Origin of the sequence: Streptomyces sp. TS71-3, assembly GCF_018327685.1 — a bacterium.
GTDB lineage: Bacteria > Actinomycetota > Actinomycetes > Streptomycetales > Streptomycetaceae > Streptomyces.
In genome coordinates this window covers 4,806,063-4,831,102 of the sequence record NZ_BNEL01000001.1, presented here as the reverse complement: position 1 = coordinate 4,831,102, position 25,040 = coordinate 4,806,063, and the positions used below count along the sequence as shown (strand labels likewise).

The following is a 25,040-nucleotide window of genomic DNA, read 5'->3' as shown; positions in this document are numbered from 1 at the left end:
CCGACCGCGGCTGGCAGGATGTCCCGCATGGATCTGGGACTCAAGGACCGCGTGTACATCGTCACCGGAGCCACCCGCGGGCTGGGCAACGCCACCGCGCGGGAGCTGCTGGCGGACGGCGCCAAGGTGGTCATCACCGGGCGCGACGAGCAGCGGGTGGCCGAAGCCGCCGAGGAACTCGGCCCGGACGCCGTGGGCGTCGTCGCCGACAACTCGGACCCGGCGACCCCCGACCGGCTGATCAGCGCTGCCTACGAGCGCTTCGGCGCCCTGCACGGGCTGCTGATCAGCGTCGGCGGTCCCGCGCCGGGCGCGGCCACGGACAACACGGACGAGCAGTGGACGTCGGCCTTCGAGTCCGTGTTCCTGGGCGCGGTGCGGCTGGCACGTGCGGCGGCGGCACGGCTCGGCGCGCCCGGTGCCGGGGCCGGGGCGGAGGGCCCGGACGGGGACGCGGTGATCGCTTTTGTGCTGTCCGGTTCCGTTCACGAGCCGATCCGCGGGCTGGCGGTCTCCAACGGCCTGCGCCCCGGCCTGGCGGGCTTCGCCAAGACTCTCGCCAACGAGCTGGGGCCGCGCGGGATCCGCGTCGTGGGGTTGCTGCCGGCCAGGATCGACACCGCCCGGGTGCGCGAGCTGGACGGCCTGGCGGCCGATCCGGTGGCGGCGCGGGCGGCCATGGAGGCGTCGATACCGATGCGGCGTTATGGGACGCCGCAGGAGTTCGGGCGGACCGCGGCGTTTCTCATGTCGCCCGCCGCGTCGTATCTGACCGGGGTCATGTTGCCGGTGGATGGTGGGGCTCGGCACGGCTTCTGAGGGGGCCGGCCTTTGGCCGGGTGGGGCCGGGGGTGCGTTCAGGACGGTGGGCAGTCGTCCGTCTCGTGATTGCGCAGTTCCCCGCGCCCCTTTCAGGAGCGCTCCGGTCCTTGGCCGGATACGGCCCGCCACTGCCCCTTCAGGACGGTGACCAACCGTCCCTCTCCTCGTGGCCTGTCGCGCAGTTCCCCGCGCCCCTTTCAGGGCACTTCGCGCATCCGCCCCCGTGCCCCTTTCAGGGCCGCTCCGGTCCTTGGCCGGATACGGCCCGCCACTGCCCCTTCAGGACGGTGACCAACCGTCCCTCTCCTCGTGGCCTGTCGCGCAGTTCCCCGCGCCCCTACCAGGGCGCTTCGCGCATCAACCCCAGCGACCCCTTCGGTGCGCTTCCGCGCATCCGCCCCCGCGCCCCTTTCTGGGGGCCCTGGTCAGAGGACCCGTTGGGCTCTGTGGCGCATGGGGCGCATGTGTACTGTCGCTGGGAGGCGGGGGAGGCCGGCGGACTGGCGGGCCAGGTTCAGGGGGCCCGTCGTCAGGCGGTGGAGGGTGTCGCCCGGGGCGGCCTGGGGGGCCAGGAGCAGGCGGATGCGGGTGTGCGGCTCGTTGCGGCGTCCGGAGAGTGTCACGTCCGCCTCCTCCACGCCGTTCACCGCGGCCGCCTCGGCGGCCAGCACCGCTTCCATGGCCCGGCCGCGCAGCAGCGCCTCCTCGCCGTCGCCGGTGTCCACCAGTACCTCGGCGAGCCGGTGGCGCCGCAGCACTGAGGCGAGCCACCACAGGGCGAGCACCAGGCCCAGGGCCAGCGCCGCGATGACCGTGGGCCACCACCAGTTCGAGCCCTGCCAGCGGGTGCGCTCGTGGTGGGTGAGCAGGACGTCGTGCTCGCCCTGGTGGATCCACCAGCCCGGCGGCTTGACGCCGAGGCCGATCACCAGCACCGGGCCGCCCAGGGCTACCAGGACCAGCCCGGCCAGGGCGAGCAGCACGCGGTTGAACGTTCTCAGCACCGTGTCACCCCTTCCTGCTCGCGCGCGTGACGTGCACCGTCAGGGCGGGGGGCCGGGCCAGGGCCAGGTCCCGGATGCCGTCACTCAGGGCGGCGTACAGGTCGGACCGTACGTCGTCGAGTTCCCGGAAGTGCGAGACCGCGCGGACGCGCACCCCGCGCCGCCGGGTGCGCACGCCCGCGGACTGCACGCCGGGCACCTCCATGGCCCGGTCCCGGAGCACCAGCGACACCGCCCGCCGGTGCAGCGCGGCACGGACGTCGGCGTGGGTGCGCACCATCGGCAGCAGCCTGCGCTGGCCCGGCGTCACGGCGAGCAGCAGCAGCCACAGGCCGAGCGCGGTGGCCGCGGCGGCGCCTGCCAGTACCGCCGTGTCGTCGAGGTGGCTGGTGGCGAGGTCGCCCGCGAACGACTTGCGCCACTGCAGCGCGGAACGCCCGGCGCGTACCGAGACGATGTCGTAGAGGAACAGGCCGGAGATGGCGAAGACCAGCACGGCGACGATCCCGGCGGGCACCCGGCGCGACGACCAGAAGCGGCGCGCCTTGGTGGCGGGGTCCAGCGGGTTGTACACGGTCGCGGAGGGCGGGCCGCCCGGTCCGTCCGTCGTCTTCTCCAGGACCGGCAGCCGTTGCGTGCTGCCGGTCTCCCGGGACCCTGGCCCCACCGTGGCGCCCGGACGCCCGGAGCCGCCGGGCTCGCTCATCGTGTCCTCCCCTGTCCCTCACCGCGCGTCAGGGCCGAGTGCATCCGCTCCACCTGAATGACGACTTCGCGCACGGCCATGCCTGCCAACGCCTCTACCCGCTGGGTCACATGACGACGCACCTCTCCGCACCGCGCGCCGACATCGCACGGGTACTCCAGATCGAGACTGATTCGCACCCGGGCCGTGTCGTGGCGACAGGCGACCGTCGCGTGCGGGGCGTTGCCGCCGCGCGGCACCGCCCCCAGCGCCTCACGGGCCGCCTGGGAGGCGATCTTCGCGACCACCCGGTCGGCGATCCGGGTGCCGCCGCGCTCCGCGGGGCCGACGGTCTGACCGGCCACCCGCGTCACCGCCGCCGGCCGCCGCGCGAGCGGAAGAAGTCGCCGGCTTCGAGGTCGCCGTCCACGAACCGCCCCGCGACGAAACCGATGGCGCCCAACGCCGCCACCAGTAGAAACGCTGGGAATCCGCCCCAGAACCCGGCGAACCCCAGAACCATGCCGTACACCATGCCGACCACGGGCATGCTCATCCTGTGCTCCTTGGTGAGTGGCGGCCGAACCGTGTGCGGGACGGGTCATCGCCTTCGTGACGCTATTGGAGGCGGGTCTCGCCCTCTTCCTCCTCCTCGTCCGGGAGCTTCACATCGCTGACGGCGATGTTGACCTCCACGACCTCGAGTCCGGTCATCCGCTCCACGGCCGCGATCACGTTCTCCCGGACGTCCCGGGCGACGTCGGAGATCGCCACGCCGTAGTCGATGACGATCTCCAGGTCGAGCGCGGTCTGCACCTCGCCGACCTCGGCCTTGACGCCTCGCGACACGGACGGGGTGCCGCCCGGCACCCGCTCTCGCATGGCGCCGAAGGTGCGGGCGATGCCGCTGCCCATGGCGTGTACGCCGATGACGTCCCGGGCGGCGAGCCCGGCGATCTTCTCGACGACGCCGTCGGCGATCGTGGTGCGGCCACGGACGGCGGGCTCGCCCAGCCGCCGCGTGGCCGTCTTGCGCTGCTGGTCGGTCTGGCGGTCCGGAGAGCTCTTCTCGGCGGTCCCCTGCCCGCTCCATCCCTGGGTGTCGGCCATTGCGATTCATCCCTTTCATCAGGAGATGTACTCCTTGGCGGGGAAATCAACCTCTTTCACCACAGTAAGGGCGCGGGTCCGGCTCCGCGCTGGGGATACGGCCGATACGGCAGTATGGGGGCGTTCGGCGCTGTAGCCGGCGACCATGGCCGGCCATACCTGCGCTTCCCGGAGAGCCGGCCTTGGGGCTCATACAGCCTCGGACTGCCCCTTGAGGCTCGTACGGCCTCGGACTGCCCCCCTTGGGGCTCGTACAGCCTGGGACTGGCCCCCTTGGGGCCGGTACAGCCTCGGACTGCCCCCCCTTGAGGCTGGTACAGCCTGGGACTGGCCCCCTTGGGGCCGGGGGCCGGAGCGACCGTCTCGTCGCGGACTGTCGCTCCCCCACTGCCTTCAGGGCGGGGGAGGTACCCCCCGCGCCGCACCCTTTTCGGGCGCTTCGCGCATCGGCCAGGCGGCGGGGGATAAAGCGGGGCCGCCACAGCGGCGCGAGAGGCGCCATCCGGCCCTCGCGGCCCTGGCGGCCCGGCGCGGTCTACTCCCCCACGCCCGCCAGATCCCGGAGCCGGCGTGCCTGGGCGGCGCGCTCGGCGGCGCGCTGCTCGTCGTAGGAACGCCCCGCCGCGCCCTGGAGCAGGGCCTTGGTCTCGATGACGGCATCACGCGGCGCGGCGAGCAGGGCCGCCGCCAGGTCGTGGGTGGCGGCATCCAGCTCCGCGCGGGGCACGACCAGGTTCACCAGGCCGGTGCGGGCCGCCTCGTCGGCGTGCACGTAACGGCCGGTGGCGCAGATCTCCAGAGCCCTGGCATAGCCGACGAGCCCGACGAGGGGGTGGGTGCCGGCGAGGTCGGGAACGAGGCCCAGGCTGGTCTCGCGCATGGCGAACTGTGCGTCGTCCGCGGCCACGCGCAGGTCCGTGGCGAGGGCGAGCTGGAACCCGGCGCCGATGGCATGCCCCTGCACGGCGGCGATGGAGATCACGTCGGGGCGCCGCCACCAGGCGAAGGCCTCCTGGTAGGAGGCGATGGCGGCGTCGAGTTCGGCGTCGGGACGGCGTGCCAGGTCACCGAAGGAGGGCTCGCCTTCGATGCCCTCCGGGGTGAAGGCCTTCCTGTCGAGCCCCGCGGAGAAGGAGGGACCCTCCGCGCGCAGCACCACGACGCGGACGCTGCCGGGCAGGGCGCGTCCCACTTCCGCCAGCGTAAGCCACAGCGTCACGCTCTGTGCATTGCGCTTGGCAGGGTTGGTGAGCGTCACCGTGGCGATCGATTCGTCGACGGTGAGCCGCACGCCGTCCTTGTCGATTACCGGGGCGGGGGAAGCCATGAGTCCTCCGATGGGCCGCAGTCAGGCAGGGCGCTGCTCTCCGGAGAGGACGACGCCCATAAGTGACTGCACAGTAACCACCCGGCCGACCGGCGTTCCACCCAGGTCCCGTGACACCGGGTGGAGGCACCGCCCAGGCCCCTGGGGCACTGGGCGAGTGCGGCCGGGTGGCACCACCGGAGGGGGTGGGCCACCCGCCGTCAGCCGGCGGAGGCCTTCTTGCCCCGCGTGGCCCCGCCGCGTCCCCGCAGCGTGACCCCGGACTCACTCAGCATCCGGTGGACGAAGCCATACGAGCGGCCGGTCTCCTCGGCCAGTGCCCGAATGCTCGCACCGGAGTCGTACTTCTTCTTCAGGTCTGCCGCGAGCTTGTCGCGCGCGGCGCCGGTCACCCGGCTGCCCTTCTTCAGAGTCTCGGCCACCCGTGCCTCCTCATGGGAAGTGCGCTCTGGACTCTCATGATCACCCCTAGCGGGCTTCCTGGCCACCCATTCGGCAAGGTCCATAGAACACCGAGGGGTCCCACAAAGATGATCGGCACAATTGGAATGATCAATTCCGAAGTCTGGCCTCATCGTGACGCACCGCAATCGATGGCAAAAGGCCAGCTCAGCGCGCGATAAGGGAAAAGCCGAGGAGTGGAACGCCTCGGCAGCTTAATACGTGTATGACACACCGCAGTACCAGCCGATCTCACACAGATGGTGGATCACGGATCGGCCGAATGATCCATCCGCGGAGACGCGCGAGTTCGATCTCGCCGACGTGCCCGGCCTCCGCGGACCCCGAAGCGGCGGCCGAGGGTCGCGGCCGAGGGCGACCGAAGGCGGCCGAGGGGTACCGGGGCCGCCCGGCCAGGGGCGACGGCGATGCCCGGGGGCCCGCCGCCGGCGGTGACGACCGCCGGGCCCCAGGCGGGCGGCGGGGGCCCCTCAGGCCAGGGCGACCAGGTCGGCGTAGGTCGCGCCCCACAGGTCCTCGACGCCGTCCGGCAGCAGGATGATCCGCTCGGGCTGGAGGGCCTCCACGGCGCCCTCGTCGTGCGTGACGAGGACGACGGCGCCGCGGTAGGTGCGCAGGGCGCCGAGGATCTCCTCGCGGCTGGCCGGGTCGAGGTTGTTGGTCGGCTCGTCGAGCAGCAGGACGTTGGCGGAGGAGACCACGAGGGTGGCCAGTGCGAGCCGGGTCTTCTCGCCGCCGGAGAGCACCCCGGCCGGCTTGTCGACGTCGTCCCCGGAGAACAGGAACGAGCCGAGCACCTTGCGCACCTGCACCAGGTCCAGGTCGGGCGCGGAGGAGCGCATGTTCTCCAGCACCGTGCGCTCCGGGTCGAGGGTCTCGTGCTCCTGCGCGTAGTAGCCGAGCTTGAGGCCGTGCCCCTCGACGACCTGGCCGGTGTCCGGCTTCTCGACGCCCGCGAGCAGCCGCAGCAGGGTGGTCTTGCCGGCGCCGTTCAGCCCGAGGATGACGACGCGGGAGCCCTTGTCGATGGCGAGGTCGACATCGGTGAAGATCTCCAGCGAGCCGTACGACTTCGACAGGCTCTCGGCGGTCAGGGGTGTCCTGCCGCAGGGGGCGGGCTCGGGGAAGCGCAGCTTGGCGACCTTGTCGGACTGCCGGACGTCGTCGAGGCCGGCCAGCAGCCGCTCCGCGCGGCGGGCCATGTTCTGCGCGGCGACGGTCTTGGTGGCCTTGGCGCGCATCTTGTCGGCCTGCGCGTTCAGCGCGGCGGCCTTCTTCTCGGCGTTCTGCCGTTCGCGCCTGCGGCGCTTCTCGTCGGCCTCCCGCTGCTGCTGGTAGAGCCTCCAGCCCATGTTGTAGATATCGATCATGGAGCGGTTGGCGTCGAGGTAGAAGACCTTGTTGACGACGGTCTCCACCAGGTCGACGTCGTGCGAGATCACGATGAACCCGCCGCGGTAGCTCCTGAGGTAGTCCCGCAGCCAGACGATCGAGTCGGCGTCGAGATGGTTGGTGGGCTCGTCGAGCAGCAGGGTGTCGGCGTCCGAGAAGAGGATCCTGGCCAGCTCGATACGGCGGCGCTGGCCGCCGGAGAGGGTGTGCAGCGGCTGGCCGAGCACGCGGTCCGGGAGGTTCAGGGCGGCGGCGATGGTGGCGGCCTCGGCCTCGGCCGCGTAGCCGCCCTTGGTGAGGAACTCGGTCTCCTGGCGCTCGTACTGCTTGAGGGCCTTCTCCTGGGTGGCGCCCTTGCCGGTGGCGATGCGCTGCTCGTTCTCCCGCATCTTGCGGATCAGGACGTCCAGGCCGCGGGCGGACAGCACGCGGTCGCGGGCGAGGACGTCAAGGTCGCCGGTGCGCGGGTCCTGCGGGAGGTAGCCGACCTCGCCGCTGCGGGTGACGGTGCCGGAGGCGGGGATGCCCTCTCCCGCGAGCACCTTCGTGAGGGTGGTCTTGCCGGCGCCGTTGCGGCCGACGAGGCCGATGCGATCGCCCTTGGCGACGCGGAAGCTGGCGGACTCGATGAGGATGCGGGCACCCGCGCGCAGTTCGATGGCGGAGGCGGTGATCACGGACAGACTCCAGGGCGGTGGCGGAGAGAGGACGGCGGACACGACGAGTCGGGCTGGGCCGCGCGTGGCCCGCCACGGGGCGCGAGGGTGCGCAGGGGCGGACAGGCGGCGGGCACGCCGTCTAATGCGCGTGGAGAATGGCCATGGAGGAAATTCTACCGGTACCGTGCAACCGCTTTTCTCCCGTCCCGTCCACTGCCCGGCCACCGGCCGGCGGGCGGTTCCGCGGCTGCCCGGCCATCGGGCGAGCGGACGGTTCCGCGTCGTTCCGGGGTCGCCGGCGAAGCGTCCGGGCTTTCGGGTGCCCCCGCGCCCCGGCCGCCGGTGACGGGCCGGGCACGCACCGCTGAGCGCCCCTTCCGGCCCTTCGAGCCCGGACGGCGGCTACGCGCCCCCGGTGTGGACCTGGAAGGCGGCGCGCCGCACCACCTTGGCGAGGGCCGGGTCGGGGTGGGCGGCGGCGAGGGCCACCAGGACCTGGACGGTGCGGGGGTGGCCGATGGCGCGTACGTCGTCCAGGAGCGCGGGGACGGTGCCCTGGACCGCCGACTCCAGGTGGCGGACGAGCAGCGTGCCCTCGCCGTGGTCGGAGACGGCCGCGGCGGTGTCCACCCAGAGCCAGGTGGCCTCCTCACGGGTGAGCGCGGTGTGCGCCTCCTCCGGGTCGACGCCGTCGTGCTCGGCGAGCCACAGCAGCGCGTAAGGGCGCAGCGACGTTTCCTCCAGGGCCGCTCTGACCTCCGCCTCGGCGGGGGCGCCGACGACGCGCAGCGCGTCGAACGCGAGGCCGCGCAGCAGGGCGTCCTCGCCCCGGGCGGCGGTGAGGAGGTCGCTGACGGCGCTGCCGACGGGCCGGGCGGCGAGCCAGGCGCGGTACTCCGCGCGTGCCGCGTTGGGGCGCAGCTGGGCGCAGCCGCGCAGCATGTCCTCGGCGGACTGCTCGATGTTGCCCGCCGGGCTCTGCGCGGCCACGCAGATCTGCTCCAGCTTGACCCAGACGGCCCAGCTCCCCAGCGGTGTCAGGGTGACCTGCTCCTCGGCCCAGGTGAGCGCGCCGACCCGGGCGAGCGCGTCCAGCGCCCAGTCCAGCAGCGGTTCGAGCGGGGCGTCAGCGTCCTCGACCGGCTGCGGCTGGGGGCCGTGGGGGATCTCGCAGCGCTCCGTACGCAGTTCCGTGACGCGCTGCCGGAGCAGGTCGAGGAGCTGGGACACGGGCACGGGCCCGGCGGAGAGCTGGAGCAGCGAGAGCACCTGCGGCATGGCCTCGATGAGCTCCGCGACGGTGGCGCGGGCGAGGCCGTCGGGGCTGTCGCCGGTCAGCGACCAGGCGTCGAAGAGAGCGACCCAGCCGCGGAGCACGGCGCTGTCGTCCCGATCCCAGGCGCGCAGCCGCCAGCCGGCGCGCGCGGTGCCGCCGTGCAGCTCGATCAGCCCGGCCAGGCGTGCGGTGTCCCAGTCGGCGCGTGCCTGCTGGTGCGTCAGGCCCAGGTCCGCCGCGGCCCGTTCGACCGCCGCCCCCGACAGCGCGCCGGAGCCGTCGAGCGTGGCCTCTCCCCCGCCGGGCCGCACCGCCCGGTCGGCCCAGTGCGCGATGCGTACCGCTCCCGCGAGACCGCGCCGTGCGATGCGTGCCAGTTCCGCGGGCGCCGGGGTGCCTTCCGGCGGCGGGGGCGCCGGGCGGCGGAGGCGCCCGGCCGTCACCGCCTGGGAAGCGGTGGCCAGCGGCCGGGAGCGGACGAGTCGGAGCCTGGAGTCGCGCGGGGTACGGGACGTCACGGGAGCAGTCTTCCTGTTGACGGTCCGAATTCCCAAACGGAATGGCAAGAGGGGAAGAACTAAACGCTGGTGGGAAGGTATCTAACCGGGCCACACCCCGACTAACCGGAATGGACTGTTACCGGCCACTCCGGGCCCCGTCCCTGGGACTGGGCACGCCGCGCGGGGCCGAACGGCACCAGCGGGACACCGGACGCCCGTGTCAACGGAGCGCCGGCACGCTCCCCCACAGCGGGCTTGCGGACGGGCCGCCGGCACGATAGGGCGCCCGGCCCCGCACCCCGGTGCGTGCTCCCCGTACGGCGGGACCGTACGGGGGCCGCATGGAGGCCGGATCGGCGCCCTATGGAGGCCGGACCGGCGCCGTATGAGGGCCGTTCCGGAGCCGTAGACGGACCGCATCCGGGCGGTGCCGGCGCACGCCGTACTTACGTCAGCGGGACGAGGAAGCGCCGGAGCTGCTCTTCGTACTCCGCCGGATCGGCGTTCCACAGCGCGCCGTGCGGGGCGTGGCGCACGGTGTGCAGGCTGACGAGGGACGACAGGCGGTCGGCCAGCCGGAGCGACGGCTCCCAGGGGGCGATGGCGTCGTCCGGGCCGTGCAGCACGAGCGTGGGCACCCGAATCGCGTCGGGAGCGAAGACCGGCGGGACCCGCTCGGCGCCCCGTCCCCCGCGGCCCTCGGCGGCGCGCACCGCGAGCGGCAGCAGCAGGCGCGGGGTGCCGCGCGCGGCGGCGAGCGCGCGCACGGTGGCCGCCCAGTCGAGCACCGGGGAGTCCAGCACGAGGCCCGCGATGCGGTCGCGCAGCGGGGAGCGTGCCGCGGTGTGCAGGGCCATGGTGGCGCCGGTGGACCAGCCGTACAGGATGACGCGCTCCGCTCCCTTGCGTACGGCGTGTCCGAGCGCGGCGTCCACGTCCCGCCACTCGGTCTCGCCGAGGTGGTCGAGCCCGTCAGGGGAGCGGGGGGCGCCGGGGTCGCCGCGGTGGGCGGGGATGAGCACGGGGAACTTGTGGCGGTTCAGGAAGTCGAGGACGACCATGGGGTGTTCGCGCGTGGTGGCGAGGCCGTGCACGGCGATCACCCAGGTGTCGCGGGCCGCCGGGACGAACCAGGCGGGCAGCGGGCCCAGCTCGGACGGGACGTCGGTCTCGGTGTAGTCGAGGCCCAGCGCGGAGCGCGGGTCGCCGGTGTGCACCTGGGGGGTGAGCCACACCCTCGCGCCCGGTTCCAGGGTGCCGCGGGTGACGCGTTCGAGCCGGCGGACCACCGTGTCGGGGGTGTGCTCCGCCGCCTCGTCGAGGGGGCCGACGACCGCGTGGACGCCCCTGGCCGAGCCGTCGACGAGTCCGTACACCCCGGGCCGCCCGGAGGCGAAGCCGCGGGTGAGGGCGATCCGGTCGGCGGTGACGTCGTGCACGGTGAGTCTGGGCTCGGTGGGCAGCGGCCGGCCGGGGCTGATCCTCAGGGCCGCGCCGCCCGCCCACCGCCCCGCGGCGATCGCTGCGGCGCCGGCGCCCACCGCGGCGGTGACGGCGGCCGCGGCGGCACGCGCGGCCGTCGGTGTGCCCAGGGGCCCCGGGCGTGCCGCACGCGCCGCGCCGGCGAGGGCATGGGTGGCGGCCCGAGTCGTCCTCCCCGGTTCCGATGCGAGTGTTCTGGGGATGCGCACCGCTCCAGTGTCGGCGTCGGGACGGCCGACGGCCACCCGAATGCGGAGTCGGATCGCGAACGGTGGCCCGTGCGGCGGCCTGGCGCCCGGCCGGCGGTGCCTCAGCCCCGCCGTTGGCCGTAGCCCCGCAGCTTCTCCTGTACGGCGTCCAGTTGCCCGGTGGACAGCAGGCTCGGCGCCATTCCCGGCACCGCGCTCGCGGCGAGCCAGACGCGGCACATCCATTCGAGCTGGGCGGTGCGGTCGTAGGCCTGGTCGAGGGTGCTGCCGTAGGTGACGGTGCCGTGGTTCCGGAGCAGGCACCCGGTGCGGCCGTCGAGGGCTTCCAGCATGTTCCGGGCCAGTTCGTCGGTGCCGTAGAGGGCGTAGGGCGCGACCCTCACGGGGCCGCCCAGCGCGGCGGACATGTAGTGGACGAGCGGCAGTTCGGGGACGAGCGTGGAGACGGCCGTGGCGTGCACGGCATGGGTGTGCACCACGGCCGCCGCTGAGGTGGTGCGGTAGACCGCGAGGTGCATCGGCAGCTCGCTGGTGGGGGCGAGGGTGCCGAGCACCTGCCGCCCGTCGAGGTCGACGCCCACGGCGTCCCGCGGGGTGAGCCGGTCGTAGGAGACACCGCTCGGGGTGACGAGGACGGTGTCCCCGACCCGCACCGAGACGTTGCCGGAGGTGCCGACGACCAGCCCGTCGGCGACGGTCCTGCGTGCCGCCTCGACGAGCTCCGCCCACGCGCGGGCCAGCGCCTCGTCCTCCGCACCCTTGCCCGCGCCGTCGCCCGCACCGCCACCTGCGGCGTCCTCGGCGGCACTCCCACCCGGCTGCTGATCGACCATCTCGTCCGTCATGCCGACGATCCTGCCACCGCGCCGGCACCGGCACCGCTCGGGCATCGGCACGGCTCCGGCATCGGCACGACATCGCTATCGGTATCGCTATCGGCATCGGCATCGGCACGGAGGACCGCTGCCGCCGCGGGCAGAGCTCAAGGAGCTTTATCGATATATAAATCCACTGACCCGGCGACCTGGCGACCTGGCGGCACGACGACACCACCGCCCCGCACCCCGCCTCCCCGTGTGGGCCTGCGCACACTCTCCCGCCGCAGGTCAGCGGCTGGTTGACGGGATCTTCGGGGCATGGTGGACTGCCGGGGCCAAGTACGGCGGCAGGAGAGGAAGCCGGTGCGAATCCGGCGCGGTCCCGCCACTGTCACCGGGGAGCACTCCCCCACATCGGACGTCACGGCTCGGAGTACTCCCAGTGCCATCGAGGGCACCGGGAGAGGGCTGGAAGGCCGGGGGAACTGCGGATCCGGGAGCCAGGAGACTCTCGCCGTCGTCCCGTCGAGCCAGGGCGAGGACCCTGAGTGAGGACACACACCGATGCCGGGACGGCACGCGGCCTTCTCCCGACGCGGGGTCATATCCCCCGCCCCGCTCCCGGGCGCCGTGGGCGCCACCGCCGGACTCCTTGGCGACCTGCTGCTCGGCGACCCGCGCCGCGGACACCCCGTCGCCGCGTTCGGGCGCGCCGCGGGCGCCGTGGAACGCCGACTCTGGCGCGACCACCGGGGCTGGGGCGCCCTGCACACCGCGCTGTGCGCCGGCGGCGCCGTCGGCCTCGCCGCGCTGGCCGCCCGCGCCGCGCGCCGCTCCCCCGCCGCCACGGCGGGACTGACGGCCGCCGCGACCTGGGCCGTGGTCGGCGGCACCTCGCTGGGCCGCGAAGCACGCGCGATCGGCGCCGCGCTGGCGGCGGGTGACGTCGCGGCGGCCCGGCGGCGGCTGCCCAACCTGTGCGGCCGCGACCCCGAGGCGCTGGACAGCGCGCAGCTCGCCCGCGCCGTGGTGGAGTCCGTCGCCGAGAACACCTCGGACGCCGTGGTCGGCGCCCTGCTGTGGGGCGCGGTGGCCGGGGTGCCGGGCCTGGTGGGCTTCCGGGCCGTCAACACCCTGGACGCCATGGTCGGCCACAAGTCCCCCCGGTACCGCAGGTTCGGCTGGGCGTCGGCCCGGCTCGACGACCTCGTGGGCTGGCCCGGAGCCCGGCTGACGGCGGCCCTCGCCGCGGTGCTGGGCCCGGACCCGGCCGGCGCGGTGCGGGTCTGGCGGGCCGACGCGCACCGGCACCCGAGCCCCAACGCCGGGGTGGTGGAGGCCGCGTTCGCGGGGGCGCTGAGGGTGCGGCTCGGCGGTGCGCTGTCCTACGGGGGACGCGCGGAGCTGCGCCCGGTGCTGGGCGACGGAGGACGGGACGTGGCGGTGGCGGACGTCGAGCGGGCGGTGCGGCTGTCCCGGCGGGTGAGCTGGGGGGCGCTGGTCGTGCTGGTCGGCGCCCGGCTCGGACGGGCGGGAGTCGCCCGGGTGCGGTCCAGGGCCTGTCGTCAAACTCCCGTCGTTCGCACGGAGGGCGGGCCGCGCGGCGTCAGGTGGATTCTCTCGGCGTGCCGGGTGCAAGCCCTCGTACTGGATGTACTTGGGCTTACGCCCGGTGCGGCGAGAGGGCGTGCATGGCGCCGCGCGGCAGACGGGAGTTCGACGACAGGGCCTAGGGCCGTGCCCGGTGCCGTGTCAGGCGTCCTCCCGGCCCCCGCCGGCCCCGGAGCCGGGCCGCGGCAGGCCGCCGCATGAGCCACGGGCTGCTGGTGGCCGGCACCACGTCCGACGCGGGCAAGAGCGTGGTGACCGCCGGGATCTGCCGCTGGCTGGCGCGGCAGGGCGTGCGGGTAGCGCCGTTCAAGGCGCAGAACATGTCGCTGAACTCGTTCGTCACCCGCGAGGGCGCCGAGATCGGCCGCGCGCAGGCGATGCAGGCCCAGGCGGCGCGGGTGGAGCCGAGCGCCCTGATGAACCCGGTGCTGCTGAAGCCGGGCGGCGACCGGCGCAGCCAGGTGGTGCTGATGGGCCACCCGGTCGGCGAGATGAGCGCGCGCGGCTACCACGGCGGGCGCCAGGAGCGGCTGCTCGGCACCGTGCTGGACTGCCTGGACCGGCTGCGCGCCGAGCACGACGTCGTGATCTGCGAGGGCGCCGGGTCGCCCGCGGAGATCAACCTGCGCCGCACCGACATCGTGAACATGGGCCTCGCCCGCGCCGCCGGGCTGCCCGTGCTGGTGGTCGGCGACATCGACCGCGGCGGCGTCTTCGCGTCGTTCTTCGGCACGCTCGCCCTGCTGGACAAGGCGGATCAGAAGCTGGTGGCCGGATTCCTCGTCAACAAGTTCCGGGGCGACGTGACGCTGCTCGATCCCGGCCTCGACATGCTGCGGGACCTCACCGGGCGGTCCACGTACGGGGTGCTGCCGTTCCGCACCGGTCTCGGGATCGACGAGGAGGACGGGCTGCGCGTCTCCCTGCGCGGCACGGTCCGGGAGAGCACACCGGCGGGGCCGGTCGGGCAGGATGTGCTGCGGGTCGCCGTGTGCGCGGTGCCGCTGATGTCGAACTTCACCGATGTGGACGCGCTGGCGGCGGAGCCCGGCGTGGTGGTGCGGTTCGTGGACCGGCCCGAGGAGACGGCCGACGCGGACCTCGTGATCGTGCCGGGCACCCGCGGCACGGTCCTCGCGCTGCGCTGGCTCCAGCAGCGCGGCCTCGCCGGCGCGCTGGCCCGCCGGGCCGCCGAGGGCCGGCCGGTGCTGGGCATCTGCGGCGGCTTCCAGATCCTGGGCGAGCACATCGACGACACCGCGCGCGTCGAGTCCCGCGAGCCGTCCGCCGACGGGCTCGGCCTGCTGCCGCTGCGGGTCCGCTTCGTCCCGGAGAAGACGCTCGGCCGGCCGCGCGGGCAGGCGCTCGGCGAGCAGGTCGAGGGCTACGAGATCCACCACGGCGTCGCCGACGTGCAGGGCGGGGAGGCGTTCCTCGACGGCTGCCGGGTCGGCTCGGTGTGGGGCACGCACTGGCACGGCTCGCTGGAGTCGGACGGGTTCCGGCGGGCGTTCCTGCGGACGGTCGCGGCCGCCGCCGGCCGGCGTTTCGTGCCGGCTCCCGACACCGCGTTCGCGGCGCTCCGCGAGGAGCAGCTCGAACGCCTCGGTGACCTGATCGAGCAGCACGCGGACACGGACGCGCTGTGGCGCCTCATCGAGGAGGGCCCGCCGCCTGGGCTGCCGTTCGTCCCGCCGGGCGCGCCGTGACCGCGCCGGCGCCCGCCCCACGACCCCGCCCCTCGGCGTTCACCAGAAGGAGTGATCCCAGCGTGCAGACCCCCTACCCGCTCACCGCGATCGTCGGCATGGCGGACCTGCGGCTCGCGCTGCTGGTGAACGCCGTCTCGCCCGAAGTGGGCGGCGTCCTCGTGCGCGGCGAGAAGGGCACCGCCAAGAGCACCGCGGTACGGGCGCTCGCGGCGGTGCTGCCGGACGTCCGCGTCGTCACCGGCTGCCGGTTCAACTGCGACCCCGGCGCGCCCGACCCGCGCTGCCCGGACGGTCCCCACACCCAGTCGTCCGGCACCGCCCGGCCGACCCGGATGGTGGAGCTTCCGGTGGGCGCCTCCGAGGACCGGGTGGTCGGCTCGCTGGACATCGAACGGGCGCTCGCGGAGGGGGTGAAGGCCTTCGAGCCGGGACTGCTCGCGGACGCGCACCGCGGCATCCTCTACGTCGACGAGGTCAACCTGCTCCACGACCACGTCATCGACCTGCTGCTGGACGCCGCCGCGATGGGCGCCTCGTACGTGGAGCGCGAGGGCGTCTCCGTACGGCACGCCGCCCGGTTCCTGCTGGTCGGCACGATGAACCCGGAGGAGGGCGAGCTGCGGCCGCAGCTGCTCGACCGGTTCGGCCTGACCGTGGAGGTCAGCGCGTCGAGGGAGCCCGACGAGCGCGTCGAGGTGGTGCGCCGCCGGCTCGCGTACGACGCCGAGCCGGCGTCCTTCGCGGCGCACTGGGCGGATGAGGAGGCGCGCCTGCGGGAGCGGATCGCGGCGGCGCGCTCCCTGCTGCCCGAGGTGGTGCTCGGCGACGGTGTGCTGCGCCAGATCGCGGCGACCTGCGCGGCCTTCGAGGTCGACGGCATGCGCGCGGACATCGTGATGGCCCGTACCGCGAAAGCCCTCGCCGCCTGGGCCGGCCGCACGGAGGTGCTGCGGGAGGACGTCCGCACGGCGGCGCTGCTGGCGCTGCCGCACCGGCGCCGCCGCAACCCCTTCGACGCGCCCGGGCTCGACGAGGACAAGCTCGACGAGACGCTGGAGCAGTACGACGAGCCGGAGGAGCCGCAGCAGGCAGGGCAGCCGGAGCAGGACGGCGCGCCGGGCGACCCCGGTGACGACGGCACCGACGACGACCCCGATCCCGACGGCCCCGGCGACGGGGGCGGTGGCGGCGGCACGCCTCCCGGTGCCACCGGTCCGGACGGCGGGGGCCCGCCGCCACCGCCCGGCCGCAGCGAGGACGCGCCCCCGCCCGAGGCCGAGTCCGACGCGCCCGGCATCCCCGCCCAGAGCCCCCCGCCGGCAGGCGGCGCCGCCGAGCAGCCCGCGGTGCGGGCCGGTGAGCCGTTCCGCGCCAGGCTGCTGACGGTGCCGGGGCTCGGCGAGGGCGCGGCCGGCCGGCGGTCACGTGCGATCACCGAGCAGGGCCGCACCACCGGGGCACGGCAGCCGCGGGGCGCCCTGACGAAGCTGCACCTGGCCGCCACCGTCAGGGCCGCGGCACCCCACCAGCGGGCCCGCGGCCGCACCGGCGCGGGCCTGAAGGTGCGCCGCGAGGACCTGCGGCAGGCGGTGCGGGAGGGCCGCGAGGGCAACCTCGTGCTGTTCGTCGTGGACGCCTCCGGGTCGATGGCCGCGCGGCGCCGGATGGGCGCCGTGAAGGGCGCAGTGCTGTCGCTGCTGCTGGACGCCTACCAACGGCGCGACAAGGTGGGCCTCGTGACGTTCCGTGCCGCGGCGGCCGACGTGGCGCTGCCGCCGACCTCGTCCGTGGACGCCGCCGCGACCCGGCTGGACGCGCTGCCGACGGGCGGGCGCACCCCGCTCGCGGCCGGGCTGCTCCGTGCCCACGAGGTGCTGCGCGTGGAGCGGCTGCGGGACCCGGCGCGCCGGCCGCTGATGGTGGTCGTCACCGACGGGCGGGCGACCGGCGGTGCCGATCCGCTCGGCCGGGCGGGCCGCGCCGCGGGGCTGTTCGCCGCGGACGGCACCGCGTCGGTGGTGGTGGACTGCGAGACGGGGCCGGTGCGGCTGGGGCTCGCCGGCCGGCTGGCCGGGCAGCTCGGCGGCGCCGCGGTCAGCCTGGCGGAGCTGCGCGCGGACGCGCTGGCCGGGCTGGTCAGGGACGTCCGCGGCGCTGCGCGGGCACCGGGCGGCGCGGCAGCACCGCCGCCGCGTGTCCCGGGCGGGGCCGGGCCGCGTTCACCGCAGGCCCCGACGACCGAGGGCGCCGCGGGCGCCGACCGTATCCGTACCGATGGGAGGGCCGCGTAGTGCCCAAGGGACAGCCCGCCGTCGTCCCCGACGACGGCCTCACCACCCGCCAGCGCCGCGGCCGTCCGCTGCTGCTGGTGCACACCGGGCCCGGCAAGGGCAAGTCGACGGCCGCGTTCGGACTCGCGCTGCGCGCCTGGAACCAGGGCTGGCCGATCGGGGTGTTCCAGTTCGTCAAGTCGGCGAAGTGGCGCGTCGGCGAGGAGAACGCGCTGCGGGTGCTGGGTGCCTCCGGCGAGGGCGGCACGGTCGCGTGGCACAAGATGGGCGAGGGCTGGTCGTGGATCCAGCGCCCGGCGGTCGGCGACGCCTCGGGCCAGGAGACCAACGAGGCCCGGGTCCGCGAGGGCTGGGAGCAGGTCAAGCGCGACCTGGCCGCGCAGACGTACCGCCTGTACGTGCTGGACGAGTTCACCTACCCGCTGCACTGGGGCTGGATCGACACGGAGGAGGTCATCTCCGTCCTGCGCGACCGCCCCGGCACCCAGCACGTGGTGATCACCGGCAGGAACGCCCCCGGGCCCCTGTGCGACGTCGCCGACCTGGTGACCGAGATGACCAAGGTCCGCCACCCGATGGACACGGGCCAGAAGGGCCAGAAGGGCATCGAGTGGTGAGCCCGGGTCCCACCCCCCGGCAAGGCCACGGGGAACGGGTCGATCGACCACGGCCACGACAAGACCGACAGGCGACCACCGGCCACGACAACCGCGCGCCCCGAAAGGGGCGCGGGGAACTGCGCGAACAACCACGACGAACCCGCAACACCCCCACCCACCTCAAGGGGCACACCCCCAGGGGGCGCGGGGAACTGCGCAACCCACCCCAGCCACAACAAACCCGCCACACCCCCACCCACCCCAGGGGACACACCCCCAAGGGGCGCGGGGAACTGCGCACTCCACCCCAGCCACGACGAGACCGCCACACCACCACGCCCCCGAACAGTCACCCGCAAGGCCGCGCGCAGCGCACAAACGCATCCGGCACCCGAACCGGAACCGGAGCCCCCCGATGACCGCGGTACCGCGGCTGATCATCGCCGCCCCGGCATCCGGCAGCGGCAAGACGACCGTCGCCACGGGCCTGATGGCCGCCTACACGGCAAGCGGCCTCACGGTCTCCCCGCACAAGGTCGGCCCCGACTACATCGACCCGGGCTACCACGCGCTGGCCACCGGCCGCCCCGGCCGCAACCTCGACGCGTTCCTGTGCGGCACGGACCTCGTCGCGCCGCTGTTCGCGCACGGCGCCGCCGGCTGCGACCTCGCCGTCGTCGAGGGTGTGATGGGCCTGTACGACGGCGCCTCCGGACGCGGCGACCTGGCCTCCACCGCACAGGTCGCGACCCTGCTGAAGGCCCCCGTGGTCCTCGTCGTGGACGCCTCGGCGCAGTCCCGGTCGGTGGCCGCGCTGGTGCACGGCTTCGCGTCGTGGGACTCCACCGTGCGGATCGGCGGCGTGATCCTGAACAAGGTGGGCTCCGACCGGCACGAGGCGCTGCTGAGGGAGGCGCTGGACGAGTCGGGCGTGCCGGTGCTCGGCGCGTTGCGCCGCGCCGAGCAGGTGCGCACCCCGAGCCGGCACCTCGGCCTGGTGCCGGCCGCCGAGCGCCATGCGGAGGCCCTGGAGGCCGTGCGCGCCATGGCCGAGCAGGTCAGGGCCGGCTGCGACCTGCCCGCCCTGCTGGCACTGGCCCGCACTGCGGGTACCACGCCGGAGGACGCCTGGGACCCGGCGGCGGCGATCGCGGCGGCCGGCGCGATGGCCGCACCCCCGTTCCCGTCTCCGACCGCTTCCGCCTCCGCAGCTGCCGAACCGCCCGCCACGCCGCCGGCCACGGGCACGGTCCGCCCCCCGCGGATCGCGGTGGCCGGCGGCCCGGCCTTCACGTTCTCGTACACCGAGCACATCGAACTGCTGGCCGCGGCCGGCGCGGAGGTCGCCTTCTTCGACCCGCTGCGCGACGAGGGCCTGCCCGACGGCACGGACGGGCTGGTGATCGGGGGCGGCTTCCCCGAGGTGTACGCGCCCGAGCTGTCCGCCAACGAGCCGCTGCGCAAGGCGGTCGGCGCGCTGGCGGGATCCGGTGCGCCGGTGGCGGCCGAGTGCGCGGGGCTGCTGTACCTGGCGCGGTCCCTGGACGGCGCCCCGATGTGCGGGGTGCTGGACGCCGAGGCCCGGATGACGTCGAAGCTGACGCTGGGGTACCGGGAGGCGGTCGCGGTGTCCGGCAGCGCACTCGCCGCGCCGGGCACCCGGATGCGCGGACACGAGTTCCACCGCACCGTCCTGGAGCCGGGCGCCGGCGAGCATCCCGCCTGGGGCCTGCACGGCGGACAACGGCGCGTCGAGGGCTTCGTCGAGGGGGGCGTGCACGCCAGCTATCTGCACACGCACTGGGCCGGGCGGCCCGACGTGGTGCGGCGCTTCACGGACCGGTGCGCGCAGCCGTGACCGCGGCCCGGGGGTGGCGCCGCGGCAGCGGACGGCACCGCGTGCCCTCCGGCACCGCGACGCCGTCGCGCTCACTCGACGGCCGTGCCGATCACCACCCACATCAGGGCCACCCCGGCGACCGTGCAGAGCAGGGTCGAGCGGGCCGGGTGGCGGTGGCTGGCCTCGGGGAGGATCTCGGCGGCCGCGATGTAGAGCAACGCGCCCCCGAAGAAGCCGAGATAGCAGGCGAGGGCCTGCTCGGGAATGGTGAACAGCAGCGTGGACGCGGCTCCCGCCACGGGCGCGAGCGCGTCCGCGAACAGCATCGCCACGGCGCTGCGCGGCGCGTTGCCGGACTGCCTGGTCAGCGTGTACGTGTTGAAGCCGTCCGCGAAGTCGTGGGTGACGACGGCGAGTGCGACGGTCAGGCCCATGGCCTCGTCCACCTGGAAGGACGCGCCGATCGCGACGCCGTCGGCGATGCTGTGGCCGACCATCGCGGCGGCAGCTCCCAGGCCGACCTGGGGCACCTGGTCCCGCCGGTGGGCGCCGTGCTCGGCCTGCCGCAGGGCGAGCAGCCGCTCGACGACGTGCGCGACGAGGAACCCGGTGACGAACAGCAGCAGCGCGGCCGGCACGCCGTACACGTGCTCCCCGGCGCCCGCCAGCGCCTCCGGCAGCAGATCGAAGCCGACGACGCCGAGCATCAGGCCGCCGGCGAACCCGAGCACCAGGTGGCGGCGGTCGGCCACGAACCGGGCCGCCCAGCCGCCGACCAGCGTCATCAGGAACGATCCCAGCGCCACGAGCACGACCATGGTCCTTTCGTAGCCGATCGGTACGCACCGCGCACACGAGGGGTGGCCCCGGGGCCGCTCGTCGTGGGAGTGGGGGCCGGCCGGGGCGTGCCCGCGGACGAGGTGGTGCGGCTGGTCACCGGCGTGCTCGACGCGGCGGGGCTGCCGCTGGACGAGGTCGCCGAGCTGGCCACCGTCGAGGCGCGGGCCGCCGAGCCGGGGCTGCGGCGGGCCGCCGCGCTGCTGGGCGTGCCGCTGGCGGCGTACTCGGCGAGCGCGCTGGCCCTGGTACGGGTGCCGCATCCGTCGCAGGTCGCGCAATCGGCCGTCGGTACGCCCTCGGTGGCGGAGGCCGCGGCGCTGCTGCGGGGCGGCCGGCTGGTCGTGCCGAAGACCGTCTCGGCAGGCCGCCCGGCCCGCGCGACCTGCGCGGTGGCCCGGCTGCCCGACCCGGCACCGGGTCCGGCGGTGCCACCGGCCGGCGCACGGCGGAGCCCGGCGGGGACCGCCCGGCAGGCCACCCCGGCCACGGCGGGCGGCAACGGCCCACGGAGACGGCGGGATGACAGCACAGGGACAGGGCGGGATGAGGGCACGGCAGGGCCGCGAGAGACCCCTGCGGGGAGCCCGCGGCAGAACGGCCGGGGCCCGGCGGAAGGATGGGGCGCATGAGCGCAGTCCACGACCTGCGGCACCACGGTGACGCGGAGGTCCGCGACGGCGGGCTCGTCGACCTCGCGGTGAACGTCCGGTCCGGCACTCCCCCGCCGTGGCTGCGGGCCCGGCTCGCCGCGTCGCTGGACGGGCTCGCGGCCTACCCGGACGACCGGGCCGCGCGGGCGGCGGTCGCGGAACGGCACGGGCTGCCGGTGGAGCGCGTGCTGCTGACGGCGGGCGCCGCGGAGGCGTTCGTCCTGCTGGCACGGGCGCTGCGGGTGAGCAGGCCGGTGGTGGTGCACCCGCAGTTCACCGAGCCGGAGGCGGCGCTGCTCGACGCCGGGCACCGCGTCGGCCGCGTGCTGCTCGACGCCCGGGACGGCTTCCGGCTGCGCCCGGGTGCCGTGCCCGAGGACGCCGACATGGTGGTGCTCGGCAACCCGACCAATCCGACGTCCGTACTGCATCCGGCCGGTCAGGTGGCGGCGCTCGCCAGGCCCGGCCGGGTGCTGGTGGTGGACGAGGCGTTCATGGACGCGGTGCCCGGCGAGCCGGAGTCCCTGGCGGGCCGCACCGACGTGCCGGGGCTCGTGGTGCTGCGCAGCCTCACCAAGACGTGGGGACTGGCCGGGCTGCGGGCGGGCTACGTCCTCGCGGCCCCGGACACCGTCTCCGAACTGGCGCGGGCGCAGCCGCTGTGGCCGGTCTCCACCCCCGCGCTCGTCGCGACGGAGTCCTGCATGGCGCCGGAGGCACTGGCCGAGGCGGCCCGGTCGGCCGAGGCCGTCGCGGCCGATCGGGACCACCTGGTCGCCGGGCTCGCCCGGCTGGCCGCCGCGGCCGGCCCGGACGGGGACCGCGGCCCGTGGGTGGCGGGACCCGCGCGTGCGTCCTTCGTGCTGGTGCGGCTGGCCGGGGCGGAGAAGGCCCGGACCCGGCTGCGGGAGCGCGGGTTCGCGGTGCGCCGCGCCGACACCTTCCCCGGGCTGGGGCCCGACTGGCTGCGGATCGCGGTACGGGACCGTGCCACCACGGACCGCTTCCTTACGGCGCTGGCCGCGGTAATCGGATGTGAGCAGCCGCTGCTCGGGAACGCGTAGGTACTGATCGGGAACGCCTAAGTGCTGCTCGGGCGTGGGCAACCGCCTTTCGCGCGGGCGTGGGCGCTGCTCGGGCGTGCGGGGTCGAGTGGCTCATCGGCCCATCTGGGTGATCATGTCGATCAGGGCACGGGCCATGTCCTCGCGGGAGGCGGCCTCGTCCATCTCGGGGCCTTCGAAGGCGGCGATCTCGGGGCTGCGGGGGAACATGGCCTGCTCGTACTCGGTGAGCGCGGCCTCGGTGTCGTCGGGGTGCGCGGCGAGGGCCTCGGCGAGTTCGGCGCCGTCGAGCATGGCCAGGTTGGCACCCTCGCCGTTCGGGGGCGAGAGGTGGGCGGCGTCGCCGATCAGGGTCACCCCCGGCACCCGGTCCCACCGGTGCTCGACCGGCAGGGCGTGGTGGGGGCGCGGGACCGGCGGGGTGTCGCCGTCGGTGATCAGGGCGGTGAGTTCCGGCGCCCAGCCCTCGAACTCCTGCGCGATCCGCGCGGTTGCCGCGGCGGCGTCGGCGAAGTCGATCGCGGCGAACCACTCCTGAGGCCTGGCCAGCGACACGTAGGTGTGCAGGGTGTCGCCGCTCTCCCGGTGGGCGAAGATCTCCCTGCCCTGCCCGGGCGCCATCATGGACCCGCCGCCGACCGCCTTCGCGGCGGCCGGGTGCCGGGTGTCGGCGTCGAACAGGTAGGTCTCGACGAACGACGTGCCGGCGTACTCCGGTACGGCGGTGGAGAGCAGGGGCCGGACCCGTGACCACGCGCCGTCCGCGCCGACCAGCAGGCCGGTGACGGCGGTACCGCCGCCGGCGAACGCCACCTCGTGCCGGCCCCCGCCGAGGGAACGGGTGCCGCTGGCCTTGTGCCCCCACCGGACGGTGCCGGCCGGAAGCGCGTCGAGCAGGATCTGCCGCAGGTCGCCGCGCTGCGCCTCGGGGCGCCCGCCCGTGCCGTCGTCGGCCTTGTCGAGCAGGACGGTGCCGTCCTGGTCGAGGACGCGCATCGCCTGACGGCCCTCCAGGACGATGGCGTGGAACTCGTCCATCAGGCCGGCCGCCTTGAGGGCGAGCTGCCCGTTGTAGTCGTGGATGTCGAGCATCCCGCCCTGGGCGCGCGCCGACGGGGAGGGCTCCGCCTCGTAGACCGTGGACGGGATGCCGTGGACGTGCAGGACGCGGGCCAGCGTGAGTCCGCCGAGTCCGGCGCCGATGATCGTGACGGGAGTGTGCATGGTGGCTCCTCGGGACGGGGCCGCCGGGAGGCTCCGGCGGCCGTCTCCCGAAAGGTGCCAAGTCCCGCCGACGTGGGACCGACATCCGGCCTACAGCCCCCGACATCCGCCCTACAACGGCCCCTGACATCCGCCCTACAGCCCCGACAGACGGCCGACACGGCAGGTCGGCGCGGCAGCCGCTCGGGGCGGCGCCCTCGGCGTCCACCCGGCGCCCACACCGCGGGCGTGCCGGATCGGGGGGACGGGACGGACGGCGCTACCCGAACACCCGCCCGTTCAGCACCACATGCCGCGGGTGCGCGAGGACGCCGACGTCGGCGCGCGGGTCCGCGTCGTAGACCACCAGGTCCGCGGGGGCGCCCTCGTCGAGACTCGGGCGGCCGAGCCAGCCGCGGGCGCCCCAGGTGGCGGCGGACAGGGCGTCGAGCGGCGGCAGGCCCGCGCGCACCAGCTCCACCACCTCGCCCGCCACCAGGCCGTGGGCGAGGCCCCCGCCGGCGTCGGTGCCGGTGAAGATCGGGATCCCGGCGTCGTAGGCGGCGCGCACGGTGTCGTAGCGGCGCTCGTGGAGCCTGAGCATGTGCGCCGACCAGCGGGGGTACCGTTCCTCGCCGCCGGCGGCGAGTTCGGGGAAGGTCGCGATGTTGACCAGCGTCGGCACGATGGCGACGCCGCACTCCGCGAAGAGCGGGATGGTGTCCTCGGTGAGCCCGGTGGCGTGCTCGATGCAGTCGATGCCCGCCTCGACCAGGTCGCGCAGGGAGTCCTCGGCGAAGCAGTGGGCGGTGACCCGGGCGCCCAGGCGGTGCGCCTCGGTGATGGCCGCCTCGACGGCGTCGCGCGGCCAGCAGGCCGTGAGGTCGCCCGCGTCCCGGTCGATCCAGTCGCCGACGAGCTTGACCCAGCCGTCACCGCGGCGCGCCTCCCCGGCGACGTAGGCGACGAGGTCCGGGGGCTCGATCTCGTGGGCGTAGTTGCGGATGTAGCGGCGGGTGCGGGCGATGTGCCGCCCGGCGCGGATGATCTTCGGGAGGTCGTCGCGGTCGTCGATCCAGCGGGTGTCGGAGGGCGATCCCGCGTCGCGCAGCAGCAGGGCGCCTACCTCGCGTTCGGTGAGGGCCTGCTTCTCCGCGGTCTCGACCGGCACCCCGCCGTGCGCGTCGAGGCCGACGTGGCAGTGCGCGTCCACGAGGCCGGGCAGCGCCCAGCCGGTGACGGTGCGCACGTCGCGTGCGCTCGCGGGCCGGTCGTAGGTGACCCGGCCGCCGAGCACCCAGAGTTCGTCGCGCACGCCCTGCGGCCCCGTGAGGATGCGGCCCTTGACATGCAGCACGGGGGCGCCGGGACCGGTGGGACCGCCGGGTGAACCGGATGGAGCGGTCGCGCGGGCCGGGCGCTCCGGGAGAGCCTGATCGTCCATGAGTGCAGCTTAGGAGGCGGCGGGGCCCACACGGCCCGTG

21 protein-coding genes, 1 pseudogene and 1 riboswitch are annotated in these 25,040 nt (G+C 75.0%); of the genes and pseudogenes, 8 read left to right on the top strand and 14 right to left on the bottom strand.

Translation table 11 applies throughout. The features are described from left to right. Nucleotides 1-27 precede the first annotated feature (27 nt). The gene (locus tag Sm713_RS19570; protein ID WP_212910879.1) at nt 28-819 is read left to right on the top strand and encodes an SDR family oxidoreductase; all 792 of its coding nucleotides are present in this window, start codon (nt 28-30) and stop codon (nt 817-819) included. 428 nt (nt 820-1,247) lie between these two features. On the opposite strand, the gene amaP is transcribed toward Sm713_RS19570, so the two are convergent. From amaP to Sm713_RS19515, 11 genes are all read right to left on the bottom strand, one after another. Further along, a complete protein-coding gene (amaP, locus tag Sm713_RS19565; RefSeq protein ID WP_212910878.1) occupies nt 1,248-1,826 on the bottom strand; it encodes an alkaline shock response membrane anchor protein AmaP in 579 nt (192 codons plus the stop codon). Nucleotides 1,827-1,830: 4 nt separating this feature from the next. Then, on the bottom strand, nt 1,831-2,532 hold the full coding sequence (locus Sm713_RS19560) for a DUF6286 domain-containing protein (RefSeq protein WP_249416395.1): 702 nt from the start codon (nt 2,530-2,532) through the stop codon (nt 1,831-1,833). Then, nucleotides 2,529-2,876 carry an Asp23/Gls24 family envelope stress response protein gene (locus tag Sm713_RS19555; RefSeq protein ID WP_212910877.1) on the bottom strand — a complete coding sequence of 116 codons (348 nt, stop codon included), beginning with the start codon at nt 2,874-2,876 and terminating at the stop codon, nt 2,529-2,531. The genes Sm713_RS19560 and Sm713_RS19555 overlap by 4 nt, the downstream gene beginning before the upstream one ends. A 5-nt stretch (nt 2,877-2,881) precedes the next feature. After that, entirely contained in the window at nt 2,882-3,067 is a 186-nt protein-coding gene (locus Sm713_RS19550) for a hypothetical protein (protein WP_212910876.1), read from the bottom strand. A 62-nt stretch (nt 3,068-3,129) separates the two neighbouring features. Next, nucleotides 3,130-3,621 carry an Asp23/Gls24 family envelope stress response protein gene (locus Sm713_RS19545; RefSeq protein WP_212910875.1) on the bottom strand — a complete coding sequence of 164 codons (492 nt, stop codon included), beginning with the start codon at nt 3,619-3,621 and terminating at the stop codon, nt 3,130-3,132. A gap of 535 nt (nt 3,622-4,156) precedes the next feature. Beyond that, entirely contained in the window at nt 4,157-4,948 is a 792-nt protein-coding gene (locus Sm713_RS19540; RefSeq protein ID WP_212910874.1) for an enoyl-CoA hydratase/isomerase family protein, read from the bottom strand. Nucleotides 4,949-5,148: 200 nt separating this feature from the next. Further along, complete coding sequence (locus tag Sm713_RS19535) at nt 5,149-5,370, bottom strand: helix-turn-helix domain-containing protein (RefSeq protein WP_212910873.1); 222 nt, start codon at nt 5,368-5,370, stop codon at nt 5,149-5,151. 510 nt (nt 5,371-5,880) lie between these two features. Further along, nucleotides 5,881-7,479 carry an ABC-F family ATP-binding cassette domain-containing protein gene (locus Sm713_RS19530; protein ID WP_212910872.1) on the bottom strand — a complete coding sequence of 533 codons (1,599 nt, stop codon included), beginning with the start codon at nt 7,477-7,479 and terminating at the stop codon, nt 5,881-5,883. A gap of 384 nt (nt 7,480-7,863) precedes the next feature. Next, a complete protein-coding gene (locus Sm713_RS19525) occupies nt 7,864-9,255 on the bottom strand; it encodes a hypothetical protein (RefSeq protein WP_212910871.1) in 1,392 nt (463 codons plus the stop codon). A 428-nt stretch (nt 9,256-9,683) separates the two neighbouring features. Beyond that, on the bottom strand, nt 9,684-10,829 hold the full coding sequence (locus Sm713_RS19520; RefSeq protein ID WP_249416636.1) for a S9 family peptidase: 1,146 nt from the start codon (nt 10,827-10,829) through the stop codon (nt 9,684-9,686). A 200-nt stretch (nt 10,830-11,029) separates the two neighbouring features. Beyond that, nucleotides 11,030-11,773: a class II aldolase/adducin family protein gene (locus Sm713_RS19515; RefSeq protein ID WP_249416394.1), complete on the bottom strand. Its 744-nt coding sequence runs from the start codon at nt 11,771-11,773 to the stop codon at nt 11,030-11,032. A gap of 325 nt (nt 11,774-12,098) precedes the next feature. Further along, nucleotides 12,099-12,257, top strand: a riboswitch (cobalamin riboswitch). Nucleotides 12,258-12,310: 53 nt separating this feature from the next. Between Sm713_RS19515 and Sm713_RS19510 the strand changes: the two are divergent. The 5 genes and pseudogenes from Sm713_RS19510 to Sm713_RS19490 form a co-directional block, all read left to right on the top strand. Continuing rightward, a pseudogene (locus Sm713_RS19510) lies at nt 12,311-13,282 on the top strand (cobalamin biosynthesis protein); the annotation flags it as partial. Nucleotides 13,283-13,554: 272 nt separating this feature from the next. Then, entirely contained in the window at nt 13,555-15,066 is a 1,512-nt protein-coding gene (locus tag Sm713_RS19505) for a cobyric acid synthase (RefSeq protein ID WP_212910870.1), read from the top strand. A gap of 62 nt (nt 15,067-15,128) precedes the next feature. Then, nucleotides 15,129-17,360, top strand: a complete 2,232-nt coding sequence (locus Sm713_RS19500) for a putative cobaltochelatase (RefSeq protein WP_212910869.1) — start codon at nt 15,129-15,131, stop codon at nt 17,358-17,360. Next, nucleotides 17,360-17,977, top strand: a complete 618-nt coding sequence (gene cobO / locus Sm713_RS19495; RefSeq protein ID WP_212910868.1) for a cob(I)yrinic acid a,c-diamide adenosyltransferase — start codon at nt 17,360-17,362, stop codon at nt 17,975-17,977. Before Sm713_RS19500 ends, cobO begins: the two co-directional genes overlap by 1 nt. 397 nt (nt 17,978-18,374) lie before the next feature. Next, the gene (locus tag Sm713_RS19490; protein ID WP_212910867.1) at nt 18,375-19,817 is read left to right on the top strand and encodes a cobyrinate a,c-diamide synthase; all 1,443 of its coding nucleotides are present in this window, start codon (nt 18,375-18,377) and stop codon (nt 19,815-19,817) included. Between the two features lie 71 nt (nt 19,818-19,888). Here Sm713_RS19490 and Sm713_RS19485 read toward each other — a convergent pair whose 3' ends face one another. Next, nucleotides 19,889-20,617, bottom strand: coding sequence for a ZIP family metal transporter (locus Sm713_RS19485; RefSeq protein ID WP_212910866.1), 729 nt, complete (start codon nt 20,615-20,617; stop codon nt 19,889-19,891). Nucleotides 20,618-20,704: 87 nt separating this feature from the next. Here Sm713_RS19485 and Sm713_RS41705 point away from each other — a divergent pair, with 87 nt between their 5' ends. Continuing rightward, nucleotides 20,705-21,268 (top strand): cobalamin biosynthesis protein, encoded by a 564-nt coding sequence (locus Sm713_RS41705; protein ID WP_374196008.1) that lies wholly within the window; start codon nt 20,705-20,707, stop codon nt 21,266-21,268. Next, nucleotides 21,265-22,353, top strand: coding sequence for an Rv2231c family pyridoxal phosphate-dependent protein CobC (gene cobC / locus Sm713_RS19475; protein ID WP_212910864.1), 1,089 nt, complete (start codon nt 21,265-21,267; stop codon nt 22,351-22,353). Before Sm713_RS41705 ends, cobC begins: the two co-directional genes overlap by 4 nt. A 93-nt stretch (nt 22,354-22,446) precedes the next feature. Here the strand turns inward: cobC and Sm713_RS19470 are convergent, their stop codons facing one another. Then, entirely contained in the window at nt 22,447-23,577 is a 1,131-nt protein-coding gene (locus Sm713_RS19470) for an NAD(P)/FAD-dependent oxidoreductase (protein ID WP_212910863.1), read from the bottom strand. Nucleotides 23,578-23,836: 259 nt separating this feature from the next. Beyond that, nucleotides 23,837-24,913 carry an amidohydrolase family protein gene (locus Sm713_RS19465; RefSeq protein ID WP_249416635.1) on the bottom strand — a complete coding sequence of 359 codons (1,077 nt, stop codon included), beginning with the start codon at nt 24,911-24,913 and terminating at the stop codon, nt 23,837-23,839. Between the last annotated feature and the right edge of the window lie 127 nt (nt 24,914-25,040).

Bases quoted from the DNA above. Each gene is read 5' to 3' on its own strand.
- Sm713_RS19570 (WP_212910879.1), top strand. From the start codon at position 28: ATGGATCTGGGACTCAAGGACCGCGTGTACATCGTCACCGGAGCCACC.
- Sm713_RS19560 (WP_249416395.1), bottom strand. From the start codon at position 2,532: ATGAGCGAGCCCGGCGGCTCCGGGCGTCCGGGCGCCACGGTGGGGCCA.
- Sm713_RS19550 (WP_212910876.1), bottom strand. From the start codon at position 3,067: ATGAGCATGCCCGTGGTCGGCATGGTGTACGGCATGGTTCTGGGGTTC.
- Sm713_RS19545 (WP_212910875.1), bottom strand. From the start codon at position 3,621: ATGGCCGACACCCAGGGATGGAGCGGGCAGGGGACCGCCGAGAAGAGC.
- Sm713_RS19540 (WP_212910874.1), bottom strand. From the start codon at position 4,948: ATGGCTTCCCCCGCCCCGGTAATCGACAAGGACGGCGTGCGGCTCACC.
- Sm713_RS19515 (WP_249416394.1), bottom strand. From the start codon at position 11,773: ATGACGGACGAGATGGTCGATCAGCAGCCGGGTGGGAGTGCCGCCGAG.
- Sm713_RS19505 (WP_212910870.1), top strand. From the start codon at position 13,555: ATGAGCCACGGGCTGCTGGTGGCCGGCACCACGTCCGACGCGGGCAAG.
- Sm713_RS19490 (WP_212910867.1), top strand. From the start codon at position 18,375: ATGACCGCGGTACCGCGGCTGATCATCGCCGCCCCGGCATCCGGCAGC.
- Sm713_RS19485 (WP_212910866.1), bottom strand. From the start codon at position 20,617: ATGGTCGTGCTCGTGGCGCTGGGATCGTTCCTGATGACGCTGGTCGGC.
- cobC (WP_212910864.1), top strand. From the start codon at position 21,265: ATGAGCGCAGTCCACGACCTGCGGCACCACGGTGACGCGGAGGTCCGC.
- Sm713_RS19470 (WP_212910863.1), bottom strand. From the start codon at position 23,577: ATGCACACTCCCGTCACGATCATCGGCGCCGGACTCGGCGGACTCACG.